At 42.9% G+C, this 21,112-nt stretch carries 24 protein-coding genes; 13 read left to right on the top strand and 11 right to left on the bottom strand.

Annotated elements, in window-relative coordinates; translation table 11 throughout:
* Positions 1 to 6 precede the first annotated feature (6 nt).
* The 11 genes from AC4IFT_RS04095 (at position 7) to AC4IFT_RS04045 (ending at position 7,698) form a co-directional block, all read left to right on the top strand.
* Positions 7 to 735 carry a fimbrial biogenesis chaperone gene (locus AC4IFT_RS04095; RefSeq protein ID WP_219197808.1) on the top strand — a complete coding sequence of 243 codons (729 nt, stop codon included), beginning with the start codon at positions 7 to 9 and terminating at the stop codon, positions 733 to 735.
* A gap of 28 nt (positions 736 to 763) precedes the next feature.
* Positions 764 to 1,114, top strand: a complete 351-nt coding sequence (locus AC4IFT_RS04090) for a hypothetical protein (protein ID WP_490750675.1) — start codon at positions 764 to 766, stop codon at positions 1,112 to 1,114.
* Positions 1,107 to 1,634 carry a fimbrial protein gene (locus AC4IFT_RS04085; protein ID WP_219197806.1) on the top strand — a complete coding sequence of 176 codons (528 nt, stop codon included), beginning with the start codon at positions 1,107 to 1,109 and terminating at the stop codon, positions 1,632 to 1,634. The genes AC4IFT_RS04090 and AC4IFT_RS04085 overlap by 8 nt, the downstream gene beginning before the upstream one ends.
* Positions 1,635 to 1,645: 11 nt before the next feature.
* Positions 1,646 to 2,155, top strand: coding sequence for a fimbrial protein (locus AC4IFT_RS04080; RefSeq protein ID WP_490731844.1), 510 nt, complete (start codon positions 1,646 to 1,648; stop codon positions 2,153 to 2,155).
* Positions 2,156 to 2,169: 14 nt separating this feature from the next.
* Positions 2,170 to 3,225, top strand: a complete 1,056-nt coding sequence (locus AC4IFT_RS04075) for an MrpH family fimbial adhesin (protein WP_490750674.1) — start codon at positions 2,170 to 2,172, stop codon at positions 3,223 to 3,225.
* A 17-nt stretch (positions 3,226 to 3,242) separates the two neighbouring features.
* Positions 3,243 to 4,649, top strand: coding sequence for an O-antigen ligase domain-containing protein (locus AC4IFT_RS04070; protein WP_490750673.1), 1,407 nt, complete (start codon positions 3,243 to 3,245; stop codon positions 4,647 to 4,649).
* A 62-nt stretch (positions 4,650 to 4,711) separates the two neighbouring features.
* Positions 4,712 to 4,975, top strand: a complete 264-nt coding sequence (locus AC4IFT_RS04065; RefSeq protein WP_490731838.1) for a helix-turn-helix domain-containing protein — start codon at positions 4,712 to 4,714, stop codon at positions 4,973 to 4,975.
* Positions 4,976 to 5,143: 168 nt separating this feature from the next.
* Entirely contained in the window at positions 5,144 to 5,701 is a 558-nt protein-coding gene (locus AC4IFT_RS04060) for a LemA family protein (RefSeq protein WP_490750672.1), read from the top strand.
* Positions 5,702 to 5,721: 20 nt separating this feature from the next.
* On the top strand, positions 5,722 to 6,762 hold the full coding sequence (locus tag AC4IFT_RS04055) for a hypothetical protein (protein ID WP_490750671.1): 1,041 nt from the start codon (positions 5,722 to 5,724) through the stop codon (positions 6,760 to 6,762).
* A 1-nt stretch (position 6,763) separates the two neighbouring features.
* The gene (locus AC4IFT_RS04050) at positions 6,764 to 7,306 is read left to right on the top strand and encodes a LemA family protein (RefSeq protein WP_490750670.1); all 543 of its coding nucleotides are present in this window, start codon (positions 6,764 to 6,766) and stop codon (positions 7,304 to 7,306) included.
* Complete coding sequence (locus AC4IFT_RS04045) at positions 7,303 to 7,698, top strand: hypothetical protein (protein WP_490750669.1); 396 nt, start codon at positions 7,303 to 7,305, stop codon at positions 7,696 to 7,698. The genes AC4IFT_RS04050 and AC4IFT_RS04045 overlap by 4 nt, the downstream gene beginning before the upstream one ends.
* Before the next feature lie 51 nt (positions 7,699 to 7,749).
* Here the strand turns inward: AC4IFT_RS04045 and AC4IFT_RS04040 are convergent, their stop codons facing one another.
* The 8 genes from AC4IFT_RS04040 to AC4IFT_RS04005 form a co-directional block, all read right to left on the bottom strand.
* Positions 7,750 to 8,973: a RhtX/FptX family siderophore transporter gene (locus AC4IFT_RS04040; protein ID WP_490750668.1), complete on the bottom strand. Its 1,224-nt coding sequence runs from the start codon at positions 8,971 to 8,973 to the stop codon at positions 7,750 to 7,752.
* 1 nt (position 8,974) lies between these two features.
* Entirely contained in the window at positions 8,975 to 10,390 is a 1,416-nt protein-coding gene (locus tag AC4IFT_RS04035) for a PepSY-associated TM helix domain-containing protein (protein ID WP_490750667.1), read from the bottom strand.
* Entirely contained in the window at positions 10,387 to 10,638 is a 252-nt protein-coding gene (locus AC4IFT_RS04030; protein ID WP_490750666.1) for a hypothetical protein, read from the bottom strand. The genes AC4IFT_RS04035 and AC4IFT_RS04030 overlap by 4 nt, the downstream gene beginning before the upstream one ends.
* A complete protein-coding gene (locus tag AC4IFT_RS04025) occupies positions 10,638 to 12,779 on the bottom strand; it encodes a TonB-dependent siderophore receptor (RefSeq protein ID WP_490731822.1) in 2,142 nt (713 codons plus the stop codon). The genes AC4IFT_RS04030 and AC4IFT_RS04025 overlap by 1 nt, the downstream gene beginning before the upstream one ends.
* 108 nt (positions 12,780 to 12,887) lie before the next feature.
* Positions 12,888 to 13,757: a helix-turn-helix transcriptional regulator gene (locus AC4IFT_RS04020; RefSeq protein WP_490731820.1), complete on the bottom strand. Its 870-nt coding sequence runs from the start codon at positions 13,755 to 13,757 to the stop codon at positions 12,888 to 12,890.
* 96 nt (positions 13,758 to 13,853) lie between these two features.
* Entirely contained in the window at positions 13,854 to 15,035 is a 1,182-nt protein-coding gene (locus AC4IFT_RS04015) for a cyanate transporter (RefSeq protein WP_490731818.1), read from the bottom strand.
* Entirely contained in the window at positions 15,035 to 15,499 is a 465-nt protein-coding gene (locus AC4IFT_RS04010; protein WP_490731816.1) for a nucleoside deaminase, read from the bottom strand. The genes AC4IFT_RS04015 and AC4IFT_RS04010 overlap by 1 nt, the downstream gene beginning before the upstream one ends.
* Positions 15,499 to 16,185: an ankyrin repeat domain-containing protein gene (locus AC4IFT_RS04005; protein WP_490731814.1), complete on the bottom strand. Its 687-nt coding sequence runs from the start codon at positions 16,183 to 16,185 to the stop codon at positions 15,499 to 15,501. The genes AC4IFT_RS04010 and AC4IFT_RS04005 overlap by 1 nt, the downstream gene beginning before the upstream one ends.
* Positions 16,186 to 16,269: 84 nt before the next feature.
* Between AC4IFT_RS04005 and AC4IFT_RS04000 the strand changes: the two genes are divergently transcribed.
* Together AC4IFT_RS04000 and AC4IFT_RS03995 are read left to right on the top strand one after the other, a co-directional pair.
* On the top strand, positions 16,270 to 17,124 hold the full coding sequence (locus AC4IFT_RS04000) for a LysR substrate-binding domain-containing protein (protein ID WP_490750665.1): 855 nt from the start codon (positions 16,270 to 16,272) through the stop codon (positions 17,122 to 17,124).
* Between the two features lie 43 nt (positions 17,125 to 17,167).
* The gene (locus tag AC4IFT_RS03995; RefSeq protein WP_490750697.1) at positions 17,168 to 17,491 is read left to right on the top strand and encodes a nuclear transport factor 2 family protein; all 324 of its coding nucleotides are present in this window, start codon (positions 17,168 to 17,170) and stop codon (positions 17,489 to 17,491) included.
* A gap of 150 nt (positions 17,492 to 17,641) precedes the next feature.
* Here the strand turns inward: AC4IFT_RS03995 and fbaA are convergent, their stop codons facing one another.
* The 3 genes from fbaA to epd all read right to left on the bottom strand — a co-directional run bounded on the left by fbaA (position 17,642) and on the right by epd (position 21,068).
* On the bottom strand, positions 17,642 to 18,718 hold the full coding sequence (gene fbaA / locus AC4IFT_RS03990) for a class II fructose-bisphosphate aldolase (RefSeq protein ID WP_219245785.1): 1,077 nt from the start codon (positions 18,716 to 18,718) through the stop codon (positions 17,642 to 17,644).
* Positions 18,719 to 18,777: 59 nt separating this feature from the next.
* Positions 18,778 to 19,941: a phosphoglycerate kinase gene (pgk, locus tag AC4IFT_RS03985; protein WP_219245784.1), complete on the bottom strand. Its 1,164-nt coding sequence runs from the start codon at positions 19,939 to 19,941 to the stop codon at positions 18,778 to 18,780.
* Between the two features lie 98 nt (positions 19,942 to 20,039).
* Positions 20,040 to 21,068: an erythrose-4-phosphate dehydrogenase gene (gene epd, locus AC4IFT_RS03980; RefSeq protein WP_490731811.1), complete on the bottom strand. Its 1,029-nt coding sequence runs from the start codon at positions 21,066 to 21,068 to the stop codon at positions 20,040 to 20,042.
* Positions 21,069 to 21,112: the final 44 nt, after the last annotated feature.

Genomic DNA, 21,112 nt, shown 5'->3' with positions numbered 1-21,112 from the left:
ACTAAGATGAAATTGAATCGCCCTTTTTTACAGTTGACTACAGCATTTACGCTCGCAGTAAGCGTCTTGAGTACAGCTCAAGCTGCCGTCACGCTTGATCGTACTCGTATTATTTTTGATGGTAATCAGTCCTCTATCAACATTACCATCCGCAATGACAACCCAGAATTACCTTATTTGGCACAGTCATGGTTAGAAAATGCGTCAGAGCAAAAACTCGAAACGGGCCCGATTATTGCCACACCGCCTATTCAACGTATGGAGCCCAAATCCACCAGTTTAGTGCGTTTAAGTACCGCACCTGATGTGGCGAAATTACCCCAAGACAGAGAGTCCCTGTTTTATTACAACCTGCGTGAAATTCCACCGAAATCATCTGAAGCTGGTGTGTTGCAAATTGCATTACAAAGTCGCGTCAAACTGTTTTATCGCCCAGAAAGTATTGTGGCACAAAGTAAAACAGATTGGCCAAAACACATCACTCTCACACCTTCGGCAACGGGCTACACATTAAATAACCCCACACCGTTTTATATCACGGTGATTGGTATCGGAAACAGCCAAAAGCAATCGGAAGAGAGTGATTTTGAAGCCACTATGGTGCCGCCAAAATCAAACCAAGTCATTAAATCAGCTAAATTTTCAACCCCTTACCTGACCTATATTAATGATTATGGTGGGAAACCAACACTGGCATTCAAGTGCCAAGCATCACAGTGCAGTGTCACGGAATAATATGTCAAAAATAAAGAGGAGCAGAACAATGAGATTAGGTTACTTAGCGCTATGGCTCTTTGCAATTCCCTCGTTTGCAAAATCCACTGCGCCTGTCACTACGGGTACCGTCTATGTCAATGCGCGTATTGTCACTGCTCCTTGTCTACCTGTTATTTCATTGAAATTGAATGAAAAGACGTTGCTTGCACAAACTTATCAATTGGAAATAAATTTTTCCCATTGTCGCCAAGCGACACAACAGCGCGCTTGGGCGCCTTTAACCTTAAAGCTAGGCACGCAAAAGTATGCGCTCTCACAACCCCTGCGCAATAACACCTTTATGTTATCGCTTCCGGCCAATAAGGCAGCTCAACGTTTGGAAATAAATTATGACTAGATACGCAATCTTTTTATTTAGCCTTTTATTCCTAACAGCGAATAACAGTTCTGCCAACAGCCTCACGGTGTATTTTGAAGGGGTATTAGTGCCTTTGGGTTGTCGCCTCAGCGATGATGACGCACAGAAGAAAATTTACCTTTCTGGGCTACGTTTTTCATCCCTAGAAACCTTGGGGCGCTCTGAAATACAGCCTTTTAAACTTGATATCGTGGACTGTTCAACGATGGCGTTAAATAAAACCATCAAAATCACCTTAAATACCCAAAATACCGAAGTACACAATGGCATTAATTACCTAAAAACAACGGGTGAGTCCAATGTGTTATTGGCGCTGACCGACAGCAATGGCAAAGAGCTCGACCTGAATACAAAAATAGATGTCAGTAAGGTCACTGAATCAGGAAAGGGGTCAATTAACACCCTGTCATTTGGCGTGTATGCACAAAAACCCTTTAATGCACGTTTAAAAACCGGTGGGTTTGCCTCGACCGTGACGTTCAACCTTGATTATCAATAAGGAGAATGAAAATGAAACTGACACGTTTTGTATTTCCTTTCGTGGGGCTATTAATTTCCTTTGGTACGCAAGCCGATATATTACTGTCGCTGTCTGCCAAGTTGGTGCGTCCACCGTGCGTGTTAACCGCCGAAAATGGCGAAAAAGAGTTATTTATTAACTTTCGAGAAGTCGCATTAGATAGATTATCCGAAGAAAAACAATCATTTGGAATTTTAATTAAGCAATGTGAGCTACGTAAAAATTTGCAAGTTTATCTTTCACCAAAAGAAGGCAATACCCTGATCGTCAATAATGAAACGGTACTGGCGACCTCAATTAATGGGTTGGGTATTCGTTTCTCAGAAGAAAATAAAAGCACGGCGCTGAACTTGAACAAATGGGAAAGGATCGCCCCCACTATTAGTGGAGATACAGGGAAAATCGTTATTCAGTCGCAACTTGTGACTAACCAAGCCTTAGAAAACCTGAACGCAGGGCCATTTAGCGCGGCCTTATCTGTGATGGTTGATTACCTGTAATAGTGGGAAACCGTATGAAAATGTTAAGAATTTATTCGCAATTACTTTTATTATTACCGCTGTGTTTAAGCAGCCTACATGCGCAGGCAACCCGCTACGCAGCCGCTGGCGGTGGTTATAAAATGAATTTAGTTTCAAGCAATTCTGTTGTTGCAAGTACTCCAATAATTGGCACAGATAATAATGAATATTTTCTAATTGCCCCACCCAATAAAACAGGAATTGTTATCGATGACACCAGCTCACAACCTTTTGGGCAAGTTAAATGCACAGTTAACTTCCTCGAAGGAAATTACAGTGCAGGGCTCCCTTCGAATTATGCTTATCACCGTGTATTTGCTTATATGCCAGAAGCCGGGTTTTCATTGAAAGGATTAAAAGCCTATAAAATTAACGCAAATACTTTTTTCACCCTTTATTCTGATAATGGTATCACTAATGGGTGGCGAAATATTTCAGGGCGCGGATGTTCAGATGAGGAAATGGGGCCATTAGATACCTCTTTCTTTACTGTTCAATTTCCGTTTGAAGTGAGGGTTTATGTTAAAGAAATTCCTATTGATGGAAAAATTGTTATTCCTAATGCAATGATTGCAGGTTATACCCGTTTATTCCAAAACACAGGAACACCAACTCTTAACGTCCCTGCGGATAAGGCCAGTGTAAAATTAGATCTCACGACATCGGTGGTTAATTACCCCTCAAATTGCCGTTCTAGTATTGATAATCTCAATATTGACCATAAAACACTGGATGCCTATGAATTTAATAGTAAGGAAACACGTACTGTTACTTACACTTGTGAACGTGTTCAGCCCGTTAAAGTAAAATTAAAATTAGATTATGCCACTGACACTGACCCAGAAAAACGCGTTCCACTAAAATCAGGCAATAATACGATTTACTCTGATGTCACGTTGTTTGATGAGCAAACTAATCAAAGTGGTAAAACCATTGAAACAACAATAGATAAAGTCAAAAACATTCGTATTGAAAGCAAACTTTCAGGTTCAGATGCAGAACCAGGGGACTACAAGGGTAATGCTTGGTTAATTGCTACCTTTATTTAATGCAGCGGTAATGCACTATGATTATGATATCTCGCTCATTATTTATTGGCGTATTTGTTATTTGGCATTTAGCCAGCCTAATTTATATTGATAGCTTAGGAAGTTTACGCCAATCACTTCCACAAAATATCATTAGTTGGCTTGCTATTGCCATGTTGATTTCGACTATTTCATTTACGGTATTTTATCGAAAAAATAAAATTGTTATTACCGTACCTGCAATTTGCTTTTTTATTGCGTTAATTTTTTTAGCAATTGGACTTGCTTATTCAAGCGATATAAACAGTGAATTGATTTTTTGGTATTGGTCTGGCATTACCATTGGCGTATTATTTTATATTACTGGACTACAAATAAAAGACAGGTGGCGGGTACAGTCGTTTTGTATTTATTGCAATATTGTATTTTCAGCTATTCAAGCCTGTTTGACGGGTTACCAATTTTTCACTCAGCCTGATATTTTTTATTTCGCAACGGATATGCGGTCAAATGGTTTGTCGCAACAAATTAATATATTGTCAGTAAGCGTAGCTGCATCATGCTTGCTTGCGATGATGACACTTATTTTATCGCAATTTACCTTAGTAAATTCCAAGTATGAGAATATAAGGGCGATTGCGTTAGGCTGTGCAATATTTTTATTTACTTTAACACTTGTAACCTTGCAATCCGTAACAACATGGTTAAGTTTTATTGTGGCAATTTTTATATTTGTTTGCCTTTTCTACAAAAAAAATCAATTAAGGGTAATTGCAAGTTACTTTATAATGGCTGTGGCAATGTTTATTGGTATTTATCTTATCAAACTCTGCCCACAGTTTATCAGTACTGAAGTGATTAACCAGTTTCATTTAAAACAAATGTTACGGTTTTCGGTTACCCTCTTTTTAGAGCAACCTGATGATATATGGGATCCTTCGTTAATCCCTAAAAATGGCTATGGCAGAACAGCGCTCCCATTTTTAAGTTCAGAACAATATATTGTTCCACATTCACATAATGAAATTTTTCTTTGGATTATGAAAGGTAGCAATATTAATTTACTTTTTATGGCACTACTGATCACGGGGAGTATTTACATTATTTTCCAGTCTTTTATTAAATATAAAAAAAATGGTAATGGATACTCATTAGCCATGATAATTGCCATATTACCCATTGTAATCCATAGCAATGTTGAATATCCGTTTCTTTTATCGGTATTACACTGGGGAACTATTATATTATTTTTATCTTTTTCAGACTCAGCATTTTCATTAAAAGAACAATCATTATTTTATATTAACAAAAATTTATCAAAATTATTTAGCGTTATGATATCAATTATTGGGCTTAGTGTATTTATTGTAGGGATAGCTTTATTTAATGGAGATAATAATATTTATTCCAATAATGATATCGAATTAACAAACCATGAGAGTTAATTAAATACACACCTGCTATCTCTCGCGGATTTGATTCATTATTACTTGATTAGAGTTATATTATGACAAAATATCATACAGACATCTCAAATTCTTATATTGGGCAGAAAATGCGCAAGCGTCGTTTGCAAATGGGCTTAACTGGCGACAATTTAGGTAGACAATCGGGGTTAAGCCAACAGCAAATATCCCGTTACGAGCGAGGCGTACAAAACTTCACGATCCGCCGACTTTGTATATTCGCCAATATTCTACAATGCGATTTAAACTATTTCCTTGAACAAAGCTATACCGAAATAGACGTCACTGTAGATAAGTTCTTTTAACGTTTTTTAAATATGCGGGCTAGCACCACTCGAGTTTAGGTGTTAGCCCGCATATCACCTCTCAACGTTAGTAATTTATCCCTTTTCTGATTGCATAATTTATCGCCCTCTTATACGTTTAAGCTCAAATCCTAAACTCGCACCATTTTCTGGTTAAAAGGCTCGAATATGACAATCACCCTTATCGTGGTATTTATTGCGCTATTACTTTTAGTGGGCTGGGGAATTTCTATCTATAACCGCCTAGTCAGTACACGTAACCAAGTCAGCAACCAATTTGCGAATATCGATGTCATTTTAAAGCAGCGAGCAGACCAGATCCCTCAACTTGTCACCATCTCTGAAAAAGCGATGGAGCATGAAAAAACATTATTTACGTCATTAAGTGATGCGCGCCAAAGCTACTTTAATGCCAAAGGGTTAAATGAAAAAATTGCTGCATCGAATGAAATGAGCAGCGCTCTGCGCAGTATTATCGCTATCGCAGAAAATTACCCAACGCTAATTTCAGGCGAACAATTTACCCAATTACAAATCGCCTTAAGTGATGTGGAAAATAAAATAGCTCAACGCCGAGAAGGCTTTAATGACGCAACAACCGAATACAATACGGCAATCCAAATGTTCCCTGACAGCATTATTGCCAATGCATTTCGTTTTACGCAATTACCCCTATTGGAAATTGCCGAGGATGAAAAACAATACCATGGCGTTCAATTCAAATAGCCTTCACTGGGTGAACAAAAATGTATTTTTTACTAGGTGCCGCAGTCGGTGCGTTAATTTTATTTCTTGATAAGCAATTTTCGATAAATAAAAAGATCACTTGGGGCATCATTCCCTTTTTTAGTATGGCCTTTGGTATGTGGGTCTCAATCTCCCCGACTCAGGGGGATTACCCGAGCATCCTGTATTACGTTGTTGTAATGGTGATTACTTTTTTTGTTTCCCGCCATTTGGTTAGGATCACGGAATCGGGTATTCAAGCCTACCAACGGATGCAAAATGAAGGCTCATCGAAATTTGCTGCGTTCGTTAAAGTTGTGGTGGGAACATTATTAGCCACCTGTTTAATGGCAGGCTTTTTTATCGACATGCGCATCTTTTTCCTCGCGTTTGTCCTCACCTTTGTTTTTAAATTTATTGAAAACACCCCCACCAAACGTTTTTTAAAATTCCAAAAGAACTTAGCCACCTCAAAAATACGTTCCGTTGCCATGGGGTTAGTGGAAGTTGAAGGGAAGATCACCTCCGGTACAGAAATCAAAAGTGAATTGGGCAATAAAAGCTGCTATGGCTCATTTTATTTTGAATATTCCGTTTCCAAAGATAAAGATGGCAAAAAAAGTTATACGCTGCAAAACAGTAAAAAACGTATGCATCACTTTACGTTGACTGATGATACTGGCTCAATCAACGTTGAATGTGATCCTGATTATTTTGTCTATCCAGGTTTATCACCTCATGCAGATATGGAAAGTGGCAATCGCCGTTATACTGAATATATTTTAGAGCCCAAAACTAATTATTTATTAATCGGTACCGCTGATTCGGATGAAAATGGTAAACCCATTATTATTCGCAAAGCTCCGCATTTATTGCTGGGTGTGTCGCCCTCAGATTTTGTGGTCAGTTGGAACAAAGCACGGCCTTTGCGCCGTAATTTAGCGCTCACCGTTATTGCTGCACTTTTACTGATTGGAACGATTATTATCACGCCAATGGATTACCAAAATGGTCAATTACGGATGCATTTCGACCAAATTTCATGGCTAGGTGATGACTAATATGGAAAAAATTATTTTCTTTCTCATCATCGGAATCGTCGGTTTTATTTTTTTACGTTATTTGGTGAACATCTATAACAACATTATATTCTTAAGAAATAACTGCTATAAAGCGTTTGCCAATATTGATGTGTTATTAAAAAAACAGGTGGAATTATTGCCTGTGCTGACCCAAGTTGCAGACCAAGCCATGGCGCACGAAAAACAGCTATTTAGTGAATTGATTCAGAGCCGACAGCGCTATTTAGACAGTAAAAAAATAGAAAGCAAAGTCGATACAGCAAATCACATTGCCCCTAAAATAAAACCATTAATTGCTATCGCGGAAAAGTACCCGCAGCTCATCAGTAAATCGGCACTATTAGAATTGCAAAAACAAGCGAAACTCGTTGAAGACCAAATAGCTGACCGCCGTGAGTTTTTTAACCAAACCGTCACGCTCTACAATACGGATATTCATGTGTTTCCAAACCTGATTTTTGCTGTGTTATTTCGCTTTAAGGATATCCCTTTGCTGTATGGTCAACAGGAGCCTACATCATGATTAGCATCCCTTTTTCTTGGCTGGGTTTTACCGATTGGTTATTAGATCAAGAGGCGGGAATTATTATCATGTTTGCCACATTTGGCACTCTGTTTGCGTCTATTGTCAGCTTAATTATTCTCAATGTATTGGGACTAAAAAAACTGTCAGGCTATGTGGCAGGTTCTTTGTTTTGTTCTGTTTTTATCAGCATGATCGTCATGATCCCATTAATGTTAATGTTTGGCCTTGAAGAAACCATTAAATTCCAGCTAATCTGGCTAGTGATTGTTGGCAGTTGTTTACTGTTTTTCTTAACCAACCAAAATTATTTAGATAGCTACTTTAATAAAGCCATAGATAAAGCTAACAATGAAATCAAAAATAAACAGAAAAAATCTAAGGGCAAATAAGGCACAAAAACAGAGCAAGACTCTCTTGCTCTGCCCAATTATTTTACAGGCTTAAGCTTGCTCTGTTTCCAAACGTTGCACATAACGGTAATGTGAAAAGGTCACAAAAAGTGCCACTAAGGCGATTGAAGCCCCTAAAATAAAACCACCTGAATAGCCAACCGCAGCCGTCAGCCCCACTAACATCATTGAACTGACTAGCTCACCAATATCCCGTGTACTCTGTACTGCCGTCATATCCGTTCCTGCTTGGTGATATTGCGATGCAAATTGCATCCCAGCGGTCATTATCGCCACCGATGTGACTCCCGCAGATAACGAGCCAAAAGTGATACACAGTGCAACCATGCTAATAGATACCCCATTAAACGATTGCAACATCCACAATAAAGAGGAAATCAGCGCAAACAATAAGCCAAATGAAAAGGCACGCCAAACGCCAATTTTGCCAATTAACCATGCCCCTCCGCCGCAGCCCAACACTAAAGTGACCATCCCTCCAGCCATCCCCATCTTGCCGATTTGTGCCAACGACCACCCAGCATCGTTTAAAAACAATTTTGCCAAACCAAACCCTGACACTGCCGTCACCGCAGACAATAAGGTCAACAGTAATAAACGCGTTGCCCCACGGCGCTTAAACGTGTTGAATAAGCTCGCTTTTTCGTCCGAATTTGTGGTTACCACTGTATTTTTTAAGGGACATAATGAGATGAACAATAAGCTGAGTAACGGCACGCAGGCTAATATCCCCAATGCCATATGCTGACCTAAGCTTTCGCTCATGATCATTAAACCAGCTCCGCCAATAAAGAAACCTGCCATCACACCCGCAATCTGCACTGCATTAATTTTTGACAACATCGTGCCACTGACTTGTTCCGCAGCCATTCCGTCTGTTGCAATGTCCTGTGTTGCACTTGCCAGTGAAGCAACAAATAGTAACACCACACAAGGGAGTGCATTTTCAACGGATAAACCTAATGTACTCAGCGCAAACATCGCCAGCGTGACAATAATTTGCATGGGAATGATCCAGCTTTTTCGGCGACCAAGCTTTTTCCCCCAATGGTTGTCCACGAATGATGCCCACAAAAATTTCACCACCCATGGCAAGCCCACCAGCGGTAAAAACGCCAATACTTTCAATTCCCCGCCATCATGGCGCAAGAAGGTCGGCAATGCGTCCATTGCAATCCCCATTGGGATCCCTTGAGCAAGGTAAAGCAGGCCAAGCGTCAACACTAACTGTTTATTTTGTAAAAGATCTTTCATATTAACTCCGTGCACGTTTTGCTGTGCATGACAATGTCTGACAACCGAAAAAACCGATAAGCAGCCCCACTGCGCTACACAGCACAGTGAGGTCAATACGTGAAAATGGGGTTGAATGGGAAACCCAAGAGGTAATAAGTGCGGCAAATAATAGGCTGACCGATAACAAGCAAATCATGGCTAAACTGGCGCGTACATTTTTATATAGCAAACACAGTAGCAAGCAGGCAGCCCAACACAGGAAAAAAGAAGAGGATGACAACAGCAAAGGCCACGGAGCCAGTGCAAGTAAAAGGCTACTTGCCAATAGCAACCCGCCACAACTCCCCACAATGAAGCGTGCTGATAGCGTCTCCATTCGCCGCCAACACCACATTGCCAACCCTACCGAGACTAATATCAAGGCACCGATGCCCGCCATAAAATGCAATGTGCTGGCAAGGCTTTCACCTTGAGGCCACCATTGGTATTGCCCATAATGCATAGGCTGGACGGCAATAAAGGCCCTTGTCCAGCCACTTTGCTGGGCAGAATCACGTATACCGACAAGCTGTTTTGTGGTGCTATCAAACTGGTATTGTTCAAAGTTCGCAGTGGAAAGCTGCCCTACTCGTACCCCGCCAATAATCCACTTTTCACCTTGAAACCCTACCGTTTGGGGAATAAAAGACGGCGCGATTTCCCCTAACGTCGCAATAACGGATGCCACCGTGCTTTCAGCTACAGCCGTCGGGATTTCTATTGCATCAAACCCGCCCATCAGGTTTTTCATTATCATTTGAGGGGATTCAGGTGCCGCCCTTTGTGCCAATGAAACCGTGCCCAAGGCACCTAATCCAGAAAGTGCCCCAGTCAACGCAAAGAGAATCAGCCACGGGTAGCACCAAAGCCCCAGCCAGCTGTGCAAATCATGAAAAAATAACCGTAAACTTGTTCGCCTCGGCAAACGCAGCATCGTAGCGATACGCTTGCGTTGAATGAACCACCCCGTGATCAGCAAAACAGCCAGCGCAAAACCAAATAAACTGAGAAAAATACGCCCAGGAAAATCAAGAAAGAGGTTTTTATGCAGTGTGACCAACCACATCGCGGGGGTATTTTGTTCGATTGGCTCACCGTTAATGGCGCTAAAGCTGGAGTCGCACTGCCCCATGCCTTGGCAAAAGGTAATAACAGGGTTATTCCCTTGGGGCAATTGGATCATTTTTGCATCAGGCTGCAAAGCAACTAGCCTATCCATCGGTAATATTTGTCCTGATAATGGTACGCCATTCCACCATAAGCGCAGTGCATCACTACCCAAACTCCAGCAACCACTAAATAAGATAACAAATAAAAAAATGCCGAAAAATGCCCCTGCACTGCGGTGCAACGCATCTAAACGGTGAGCTAAAGATAGAGTTTGGCGAAGGCTCATAATACGCCCCCTAACATAAATACCAGCGGTAACGGCCACCAGCTATAGCTGCGTAATAACGCACGCTGCCAAGACGGCGCTGTTAGGTTGTACACTAATAGCCCCATCGTGACAAAACTGCTAATAAAAACAGCAGCATATAGTCGGTTAAGTGGGTCTAATGATGGGTAAAAGCGTGCTATCAACATCGATAGCACGGCACCGCCCATGATTGTCCCAATAACGGACAAGGCACTCGCTAATTTCATTAAAAATCAGCCTTTAAGGTGAACATCACATTCCGTGGGTCGCCATAACGGTTATTCCATTGTGGAGAGAACAGCCCAGAATAGTAACGACGGTCAAATAAGTTATTTACGTTCACCGCGGCTGACCATGTTTCATCAATTTGATAGCCTAGACGCGTATTGAAAATCGCGTAGCCACCTTGGCGTAATGTTACGTTTCCATTACTGGTGCTATACGCACTTTGCGCCTGCATCCCGCCACCTAAGCTCCACTTACGTTCATCCCAAGGGAGGTCATAGTTCGACCAGACACGCAACATATGGCGAGGCGTCAAGGTGTTGTAAGAATCCCCTTTGCGCTGGCTATCATCACGGTATTTCGTGTCGGTATAGGTATAGCCCACGGATAAGTCCCAGAATGGCGTGATATACCCAATACCTTCAAGTTCAAAACCTTGGCTACGTACTTTCCCGCCACTAATGAAATAGTTATTAAAGCCCCCCGTTGGGTGCTCAGGGTCGATTTGTGGGTTATTTTTGATATCGATTTGGTAAACAGCGCCCGATAAATTCAAGCTGCCATTTAATAAAGAACCTTTAATCCCCGTTTCTAAAGTTTGACCTTCAACAGGCTTGAGCATTTTACCGCTCCATGTTTTCCCTGTTTGAGGTTGGTACACGGTGGAGTAGCTGTTGTACCAAGACCATTGCGGTGCAAAGTCCCAAATCACCCCACCATAAGGGGTAATGCGGCCATTTTCTGTGAAATTCGAGGTCGGTGTTTTAACATCCCACCAGCTATCACGCGCACCAACAATCACCGTGACAGGCTCCACCACTTTAATGCGGCTCATACCGTATACACCTTTTTGGGTGGTTTTGGTGGCACCCGCTGAGCTATAGGCACCAATTTTCGGTTTCGGCACACTGTGCGGATCCCAACGATACACGTTCACAGGCACATTCAATGCGGGATCAAGATTGGCACTGTATTGTTTTTCACTGGCATGAGAATAGCTCGCGCCCACAATAACATCATGCTTTAAGCCCCAACCATCCACTTTGCCATTCACGCTGGTGTCTAAACTGGTTTGCTCATTACGGAATTTATAGGCCCCGCCCATCAACATCGCACCATCACCAGTGACTGGGTCAATGTTACCCCATGCCCCTGCGTACAAGAGACGTGCGTTAACATGTTGATATTCAGCGTTTAATTTATATTGCCAATCATCATTGATTTGGTGCTCAATACCCGCAAAGCTGCGTGAGGTGTCCCATTTGAAGCGATCCCAATCCACATCCAGATAGGTTTTGCGTGGAAGATGCAAATCACTGCCATCTTTCCCCATCGGTACACCCGCCATATTGGTCACTGAATCAATGGTTTGGAACTGAGCGCCCATACGTAATAATGTGTCTGGGGTGATATCGATATCGACCGTGCCATACATCAAGCGAGTTTGTTGGTCAGACACATCATAGAAATAATCTTTATCTTCCCACGCCATGACAAAGCGCCCGCGCACTGAACCAGAGTCATTGAGCAAGCCGCCCACATCCACTTCACCACGGTAGCGATCCCAACTGCCTGCGCTAAGGCTCAGTTTTGCCATATTCTCTTTCGGAGCGTGTTTACGCACCATATTGACCGTTGCCGCAGGGTTTCCCATGCCATGCAATAAACCATTTGAGCCACGCAAAATTTCAACTCGCTCATACACCGCCATATCTTGAGGTGAGCTTGCCATATTCCCTAAAAGGGCAGGCACACCATCAATTTCGAATGAATCGATTTGGAAACCCCGCACATAATAAGCGGTGGTCAGTTTCACATAAGGTGCACTGGTCACCCCTGTTGCACGTTGCATAACATCATCAAGGGTTTGGAGATTCTGTTTCTCGATTTGCTCTCGGTCTATCACACTCACCGACTGCGCGACTTCTCTTGGCTTCAGTGCCATTTTGCCTAAGGTCGTAACGCCAGGCTCGATATAGTCATCATCTGAAGCCGAAGATGCCGTCACTTGAATAGCGTCGTGCTTAGGTTGCACTGCGGGCTCAGCATATGCCATCAAAGACCAACTTGCAGTGGCACACAGTAGCGCACAAGGCGTTAGACGGGAGATCCCAAATATTTTGATGTTAGACACGGACAGCATTTCCTACCCTTAAAAAGTTAAATGATAATTGTTATCAATTTAGCAATTAATGGCAGGGGATACTTTCGACCGCCGGAATTTGTCTATGGTTTTCCGGCGAGGTATTTACTATTTTTTAAGTTGATTAGGAGACATGCCAAAACGCTTGCGAAATGCGACCGAGAAATGTGCGGGGGTATAACCCACTTGATAGGCGACGGTTGAAATGTTGGCGTCATTTAAACTCAGTAATTGAAATGCGGTTTCCAACCGATACTCCTGCAACCAGCCGTAGATACTATTACCAAATAACTGGCGAAACCCTTGCGTCAATTTGCGGGTATTCAGCCCCAATCGCTTGGCTAATTCATCTAAACTAGGGGGAGACTCCATTTCCTGAATCAGTATTTCTTTTGCCATATGCAAATTATCAATATCTCTTTGTCGCAATGTGGTCAACGAGTGACTTTCTTGGTGAGATAATGAATGATGTAGGCACAATGCTGTAATTTCGGCGACTTTTGCGCCTAAATAGAGCTGACGGACAGCCGCATGGATCGGCTGGCTAAACAGTTGGTGTGTCATTGCTAACACATTGGGCGGTATCGCCAAGCGCACTAATTTGGGTTTATGAGGGTGATAACAAGATGTTGGCAATTTGAGTTGTTGCAGCTCTAACCATTGAGGGGAAATATCAATCATGGTGTATTTCATAGGCTGCTGACTATAAAACTGGTTATTCAGCTGGTAGCTGTTTGCACTACTGGATAAAATCAGCGATGGAGAGTTCACATCCACCCGCTGCCCTGCACTGCTGTGGCATGCCATCATACCTTGATGGATAGCCACAATCTTTAGTCCTGCACTTTGTTCTTCCTCAATCCCTAAGTCGCGGTTAATGAAAAACTCCCCTCGGCGAACACGAATAAACTCCCCAACACAGTGTTCTTCATGTGTTGAGTGGGCTTGAGTGAATGCTTTCTCGATATGCTGCGACATAGTAACTCTTGTGAAGTGAACAAATATGCAGCTATCTTGGCAAAAAAACATCAAAATAACAATAATTATCATTCGCAATAAAATAAAAGAGATTTTTTATTTTATTGCGAAGATTTGGCTATATCCTTTCGGGTTTAAACGCAAATAAAGCAGCAATGTCACTACAACAAAGATAACGTGCATCCCCCACACCCAGATAAAACTTTGGCTTAATTGGTGCAACCACGCCGCTAACAATGGGCCAAATGCCGCGATAATAAACCCGCCCGCTTGCATTAATGCGGTTAATGCCCCCGCACTAACAGGGTGGGGAATATGGTCCAGTGCCGTAATAATACTCAGTGCAAAGCAGCCACCTAACCCAACACCTAATAACGCTACCCATAAAAAAGGCATTTCGCGAGCAAACAACATTAACCCGAAAAAACCAATAGCTTGGCAACTTAACGTCGCAATAAGCCAGAAACGACGGTCGATATTATGGGAGGCGAGTACAGGGATCATCAGAGCTGACAAGGCTTGAAACACGGTCAGCATGGCAACAAAAGAGCCGCTTTGAGCAGTACTCATTCCCTGTTCTTGGAAAAAAGGTGCTAGCCATGTTACCACTGTTCCATAACCCGCATTGATTAACCCAAACCCTGCTATCAATAGCCATGCCCGTGGTTTTTTAAAAAATGCCAATACCGAAACGTGACTAACACTCGTTTTATTCATAGTGCGAATATTTAGCAGGATAGCAATTAACGCGATCAGTGCAGGTAAGGCAAGCCATGCCAACGCACTTTGCCAATGGCCTGTTACACTGTCTAAAATTGGCGTTAGCTGTGCGCCTATCGCACCGCCCGCCATTAACGTCGCAGAATAAAGCCCCGTCATCATGGCCATTTTTTGTGGAAAATGCCCTTTAATAAAACCGGGGAAAACCGCTTGAATATAAGCGGCTCCCGCGCCACACAAAAATGCGGTAAACAGCAATATGTGACCATTATCGGCAAAATAACGGGAAAAAGAACCCAAAAATAGCAATAGCATCGCCAAAGCAATTCCGCTTCGCTCGCCTATTCGTTGGTTTAGTGCGGGCACAACCAATGCACCAATCCCCATCAATAACATCGGCAATAACGTGAGGAGCGAAATGCTTTGGTAGCTCATCCCTGTAGTGTGAATAATACTATCGATGACAGGGCCGGGGCCCGTCATAAAAGGCCGTAAATTCAGCCCAACTAATACAATTGTGACCACTAATGCGAGGGAGTTCGACGCTGTTTTACTCATTATCCTTGCTGTTCCCACCACATTTGATACAACGCCGAGCGCGGTGCATCATTTGGCCTTAACTGCTCAAATTTAAAACCCAACTGCTGCTCAGGTGCCACACGCAGTGCTTTAGCAATCTCTGCTGTCGATAGACCAAACGGCTCTGCATCTTGGTTTGAATAGCCATATACCACTCGAGTAATCCCCGCCATGCGCATTGCTGCTAAGCACATTGGGCAAGGTTGCCCGCTAGCATAGACAACGCAATCTTCCAGTTTAACGCGGTTCAACGCCTTCCCTGCTTGGCGTAATGCCATTAACTCCGCATGTGCGGTGGGGTCGTGTAACTCAAGCATTTGATTTACCCCTGTCGCCACCACTTTACCTTGGCTAACCACAACAGCACCAAATGGGCGACCTCCCGTCTGAACATTCTCTTCAGCGAGGGAAACGGCTTGCTGTAAAAATTGTTTATCAGACATTATTTCGCCCCCGCCTTTTCAAGGATTTCAATTAAGTTACGGTAGCCTTTGCTTTTTGCTAACGTTAAAGGCGAAATTCCTGAGCCATCCGCTAAATTCACATCAGCCCCGCCATCAATCAACAGCGTGACAATCTGCGCGTATTTGTCGCTACCATCCCCCAAAATAATCGCTTCAATCAATGCCGTCCACCCTAGGCGATTAATATGGTTTACATCTACGCCCGCACCAATCAAGGTTTTGACGGTATCGATATGGCCACGTTCTGACGCGGGGATCAGCGCAGTACCGCCATAACGGTTAGTGCTTGTTAAATCAGCCCCATTTTTCAGGGTTAACAGCAAAATATCTTGTAGCCCACGCGCCCCTGCATAGAGATACGGTGAGTCTTGCATATTGTCCTTCGCATTCACATCTGCGCCGTGCTCAATTAAATAGCGTGCCACAGCGACACGGTTTTCATGGGTGGCTGCCATTAATGGAGTACGTTGCCGCAAATCCCGTTGTTCGATGTTAGCCCCTTGCTCGATTAACGTTTGGACTTGGCGTAGATCCCCTTGCTCAGCCGCACTAACTAGCATATCAGATTGTGATTTTGCCATGCCTTTCACCATAAATATCAATGAAATTGAAAGAATACCCAGTAAATAAACCAACCACTTAACACCTAACACTGTTGTTTTCATGATTTATCTCCTTCTCATCTCTTTAATCTACTCAAAAAGTATGCTATTTAGAAATTAAATAACCAAATGGTAGGTATTAAATAAATGAATCCGTTGCTCAATTTAGTGCTATTGAACACCTTTGTTGCCGTTGCCGAAACCGGGAATTTCACAGTGGCTTCGCAACATTTAAATTCAACGCAATCAACTTTGAGCCAGCAAATTCAGCGGTTAGAAACCTTGGTGGGGCAACCACTATTTGTTCGAGGTCACCGTATTTTAACCTTAACGGAAACAGGTGAAATCCTGCTAAGTTACGCAAAAAACATCTTAGCCTTGAACGATACCTTTTTTATGAAGATCACTGGCAGTGCCGTGATCCACACTCTACGCCTTGGTTTTCCCGAAGATTTAGCATCAGGGCAAGTCACCCCCACCCTCGCCGCATTTATGCAGGCGAATCCAAATGTACGATTAGAAGTCACCAGCGGTTTAAGCCGCCAGCTCCATCAACGCTATCAACATGGGGAACTGGATTTAATTATCGTGAAGCAGAAAAAAGGGGAGTTTAAGAGTGACTACTGTTGGCCGGAGCCACTGTGTTGGCTAACCAGCAATCAGCGCCAATTACACAATAGCGATTCTGTTCCGCTCATTGTTTTCCCAGAGAATGGGTTATACCGCAATGATATGTTTAAGTTATTAGATAACGATCAACGCCCATGGCACATCACCTATACTTGCTCAAGCCTTGCGGGCATTCAAAGCGCCATTACCGATGGCCTAGGGATAAGTTTGCTTCCATTGCGTGCTAAATTGCCACAGCACCGTATTTTGACGGAAGACGACGGTTTCCCTGCTGCACAAGAAATGGAAATAGCCATGCACTTTCATAGCAATGCCTCAGATACCCTCACGGAACTCGCTAAAAAACTGGCACAACAACTGGAGCAACGCTAATCGTGGAAACGTTATTTAATACCTTGATTGAGTTAGAAAAAAGCTGCATTTTTCCGCTAATCGGCAAAATATCGATTTTCTTCAAGATATCCTACACCCTGATTTTTTTGAGTTTGGCCGTTCAGGTGGTACAACGGATAAACCTGATACCTTGGCCTCGTTGATTGATGAAACACCCAAAACGATTTATTCAGATGGCTATCACTGCACATTATTGAGTGAGAGTACGGTATTGATGACATATATGAGTTTTGAATTACATCAAGGAGAAAAAACAAGGCAGACTAATCGCTCGTCTATTTGGTTAAAGAATTCAGCAAATCATTGGCAATTAAGGTTTCATCAGGGAACGCCAGCAGATAATTAACAAAGACATTAACACTCGTCATGCTCTCGTTGAAGTTACTAATTCCCCTATTTTTAAAACTGCCTTCACAGGCTAATGAAACCCCATAAAAAAATCCCCCTGCAAGCTGCCTCACAGAGGGATTACAATGTAAAACTTAGTCTGTATTAATTACAGAACATCAACACAGTTCAATTCTTTGAAAGCTTGTTCTAAACGAACAACCATTGAATCTTGTGCTTTACGCAGCCATACACGTGGGTCGTAGTATTTTTTGTTAGGTTTATCCGCACCTTCCGGGTTACCTAACTGACCTTGCAGATAGCCTTCGTTCTTTTTGTAGTACTGTAAAATACCATCCCAAGTTGCCCACTGAGTATCCGTGTCGATGTTCATTTTGATAACACCGTAGCCGACGGCTTCTTTGATTTCAGCAGCACTTGAGCCAGAACCACCGTGGAATACGAAGTCTAAGCTGTTGTGTGGCAGGTTATATTTTTCTGAAACGTAGTCTTGTGAGTTACGCAGAATTTTTGGCGTTAATTGAACGTTACCTGGTTTATAAACACCGTGAACGTTACCAAAAGAAGCAGCGATGGTGAAACGTGGGCTCACTGCATTCAGTTTTTCGTATGCGTATGCAACGTCTTCTGGTTGAGTGTACAGCTCAGAGCTGTCCATACCTGTGTTATCAACACCGTCTTCTTCACCACCAGTACAGCCTAATTCGATTTCCAGCGTCATATCGATTTTAGCCATACGCGCTAAATATTTAGCACAGATTTCGATGTTTTCTTCCAGTGATTCTTCTGACAGGTCAATCATGTGAGAAGAGAACAGTGGTTTGCCCGTTTTCGCGTAGTGTTTTTCACCTGCGTCTAACAGACCATCAATCCATGGCAGTAATTTTTTCGCACAGTGGTCAGTATGCAGAATAACTGGCACGCCATAGTGCTCAGCCATTTGATGCACATGATAAGCACCTGAAATAGCGCCTAAAATTGCAGCTTGTTGGCCTTCTGCTTTCAAACCTTTACCTGCGATAAATGCAGCACCGCCGTTTGAAAACTGAACAATAACTGGCGCACGCACTTTTGCAGCCGTTTCGAGTACGGCGTTAATTGAATCCGTACCAACACAGTTCACCGCTGGCAATGCAAAGTTATTTTCTTTGGCAACTGCGAAAACTTTCTGTACATCATCACCCGTGATAACACCCGGTTTAACAAAATCAAAAATTTTAGACATGTGAAAAGGTCCTGTGGTAAACAGGCAGCCTACGCTGCCTGTTGTGTATGAACAATTAATTACGCTTTAGCACGTTCTTCTAGCATCACAACGGCAGGGAGCTTTTTGCCTTCAACGAACTCAAGGAAAGCACCGCCACCCGTAGAGATATATGAAATTTTGTCTGCAATACCGAATAAATCGATAGCGGCTAATGTGTCACCACCACCCGCGATAGAGAATGCATCACTTTCGGCGATAGCTTTTGCAACGATCTCTGTTCCTTTACGGAAGTTAGGGAATTCGAATACACCAACTGGGCCATTCCACAGAATGGTTTTGGCGTTTTTCAGGATTTCAGCCAGGCGTTCCGCTGATTCATCACCTAAGTCCAGAATTTGCTCGTCGTCTTTGATTTCAGTACTTGATTTCAGAGTTGCTTCTGCAGTTTCAGAGAACTCAGTGGCAACACGAACATCTGTCGGTACTGGAATTTGGCAGTTAGCCAGTAATTTTTTCGCTTCAGGGATTAAGTCAGCTTCATATAATGAACGACCAACATTGTTGCCTTCTGCTGCGATAAAGGTATTTGCGATACCACCACCAACAATCAGTTGGTCAGCGATCTTAGACAGTGAATCTAACACAGTCAGTTTTGTGGAGACTTTAGAACCACCCACAATCGCAACCATTGGGCGCGCTGGGTTACCCAGTGCTTTGCCTAATGCTTCTAACTCATTACTTAACAATGGACCTGCGCACGCAACCGGTGAGAATTTTGCCACGCCATGGGTCGATGCTTGAGCACGGTGAGCCGTACCAAACGCATCCATCACATACACGTCACATAATGCAGCGTATTGTTTTGACAGTGTTTCGTCGTCTTTTTTCTCGCCTTTATTAAAGCGAACGTTTTCCAGAACGACTAACTCGCCAGCGGCAATATCAACGCCATTTAAGTAGTCTTTGACTAAACGAACTGGGTAATCGATTTTATCTGTCAGGTAGTCAACAACAGGTTGCAGTGAAAACTCTTCGTTGTACTCGCCTTCAGTCGGACGACCGAGGTGAGAAGTGACCATAACTTTAGCGCCTTGCTTCAGAGCAGCTTCGATTGTTGGTAATGAAGCACGGATACGTGCATCAGAAGTAACTTTGCCATCTTTTACAGGAACGTTTAAGTCAGAACGAATAAAAACACGTTTACCCGCTAAGTCTAAATCGGTCATCTTAATTACAGACATGGTGAATCCTCTTGTTGATTCTCTATAAAGTTTCCATCAACTACTGGGCAGAGGCGAAAAGGTTATCATGCCCTGCTGTCTGTCAGTAGCTAATTAGTTTAAACCTGTTCGTCGAAACCGACAGCTGCCATCGCTAGCGTTGTATCTAGCATCCGGTTAGCAAACCCCCATTCGTTATCACACCAAACCAGGGTTTTTATTAAATGTTTTCCGCTAACTCGCGTTTGCGTACCATCTATAATAGCACTGTGTGGATCATGATTAAAATCCATCGAGACTAACGGCAATTCTGTGTAGTCCACTATACCACGAAAATGCCCCTGTGCGGCGCTTCGCAGTAGTTGGTTCACTTTTTCAACACAGACATCGTCATGTACGGTAACACTCAAATCAATCGCTGTCACATTGGTTGTCGGCACACGGACAGAGATAGCTTCAAAATGATCTTTGAATTTCGGAAAAATTCGCGTAATACCCGCCGCTAATTTGGTATCAACCGGAATAATAGATTGGCTGGCAGCACGCGTTCTTCGTAAATCTTTATGATAAGCATCGATAACGGGTTGGTCATTCATTGACGCGTGGATAGTCGTAACAGTCCCTGACTCAATCGTAAATGCTTCATCAAGTAATTTAATAATTGGGATAATGCAGTTAGTGGTACAAGATGCGTTTGATACAATCTTGTCTTTGGCCGTTAAGTTTTCGTGATTAACGCCATAGACAACTGTGGCATCAAGGTCATCAGTGCCTGGGTGGGAGAATAGCACTTTTTTAGCGCCTGCCGCGATGTGCATTAAGCCATCATCTCGCGAGCCATAAGCACCACTGCAATCAAGGACAATATCAATACCGAGTTCTTTCCACGGTAACCCCGTGATATCGGTTTGGTGAAATAAACGAATGTTATCGTCGCCGACTTGTAAGAGTGAGCCATTCAGTCTCACATCCCACGCAAAGCGCCCATGACTGGAATCATACTTCAGCAAATGCGCGATGCCTTCCGGTTCAGCAAGTTCGTTAATTGCAACGACGACTATCTCTGCCCGACGGCTCGATTCATATAACGCTCTTAAAACGCTTCGACCTATTCGACCAAAGCCATTTATTGCCACCCTGATTGCCATTCCACACCTTGTATATGAGCAAAATCACACGGTTGCTAAGGATA

The organism is Providencia sp. UF-183 (assembly GCF_058246155.1).
Note: the sequence above shows the minus strand (reverse complement) of the source record. Positions and strands in the feature narration are given on the sequence as shown.

Coding starts and splice junctions, on each gene's coding strand:
- AC4IFT_RS04095 (WP_219197808.1), top strand. CDS start 7: ATGAAATTGAATCGCCCTTTTTTACAGTTGACTACAGCATTTACGCTC.
- AC4IFT_RS04090 (WP_490750675.1), top strand. CDS start 764: ATGAGATTAGGTTACTTAGCGCTATGGCTCTTTGCAATTCCCTCGTTT.
- AC4IFT_RS04085 (WP_219197806.1), top strand. CDS start 1,107: ATGACTAGATACGCAATCTTTTTATTTAGCCTTTTATTCCTAACAGCG.
- AC4IFT_RS04080 (WP_490731844.1), top strand. CDS start 1,646: ATGAAACTGACACGTTTTGTATTTCCTTTCGTGGGGCTATTAATTTCC.
- AC4IFT_RS04075 (WP_490750674.1), top strand. CDS start 2,170: ATGAAAATGTTAAGAATTTATTCGCAATTACTTTTATTATTACCGCTG.
- AC4IFT_RS04070 (WP_490750673.1), top strand. CDS start 3,243: ATGATTATGATATCTCGCTCATTATTTATTGGCGTATTTGTTATTTGG.
- AC4IFT_RS04065 (WP_490731838.1), top strand. CDS start 4,712: ATGACAAAATATCATACAGACATCTCAAATTCTTATATTGGGCAGAAA.
- AC4IFT_RS04060 (WP_490750672.1), top strand. CDS start 5,144: ATGACAATCACCCTTATCGTGGTATTTATTGCGCTATTACTTTTAGTG.
- AC4IFT_RS04055 (WP_490750671.1), top strand. CDS start 5,722: ATGTATTTTTTACTAGGTGCCGCAGTCGGTGCGTTAATTTTATTTCTT.
- AC4IFT_RS04050 (WP_490750670.1), top strand. CDS start 6,764: ATGGAAAAAATTATTTTCTTTCTCATCATCGGAATCGTCGGTTTTATT.
- AC4IFT_RS04045 (WP_490750669.1), top strand. CDS start 7,303: ATGATTAGCATCCCTTTTTCTTGGCTGGGTTTTACCGATTGGTTATTA.
- AC4IFT_RS04040 (WP_490750668.1), bottom strand. CDS start 8,973: ATGAAAGATCTTTTACAAAATAAACAGTTAGTGTTGACGCTTGGCCTG.
- AC4IFT_RS04035 (WP_490750667.1), bottom strand. CDS start 10,390: ATGAGCCTTCGCCAAACTCTATCTTTAGCTCACCGTTTAGATGCGTTG.
- AC4IFT_RS04030 (WP_490750666.1), bottom strand. CDS start 10,638: ATGAAATTAGCGAGTGCCTTGTCCGTTATTGGGACAATCATGGGCGGT.
- AC4IFT_RS04025 (WP_490731822.1), bottom strand. CDS start 12,779: ATGCTGTCCGTGTCTAACATCAAAATATTTGGGATCTCCCGTCTAACG.
- AC4IFT_RS04020 (WP_490731820.1), bottom strand. CDS start 13,757: ATGTCGCAGCATATCGAGAAAGCATTCACTCAAGCCCACTCAACACAT.
- AC4IFT_RS04015 (WP_490731818.1), bottom strand. CDS start 15,035: ATGAGTAAAACAGCGTCGAACTCCCTCGCATTAGTGGTCACAATTGTA.
- AC4IFT_RS04010 (WP_490731816.1), bottom strand. CDS start 15,499: ATGTCTGATAAACAATTTTTACAGCAAGCCGTTTCCCTCGCTGAAGAG.
- AC4IFT_RS04005 (WP_490731814.1), bottom strand. CDS start 16,185: ATGAAAACAACAGTGTTAGGTGTTAAGTGGTTGGTTTATTTACTGGGT.
- AC4IFT_RS04000 (WP_490750665.1), top strand. CDS start 16,270: ATGAATCCGTTGCTCAATTTAGTGCTATTGAACACCTTTGTTGCCGTT.
- fbaA (WP_219245785.1), bottom strand. CDS start 18,718: ATGTCTAAAATTTTTGATTTTGTTAAACCGGGTGTTATCACGGGTGAT.
- pgk (WP_219245784.1), bottom strand. CDS start 19,941: ATGTCTGTAATTAAGATGACCGATTTAGACTTAGCGGGTAAACGTGTT.
- epd (WP_490731811.1), bottom strand. CDS start 21,068: ATGGCAATCAGGGTGGCAATAAATGGCTTTGGTCGAATAGGTCGAAGC.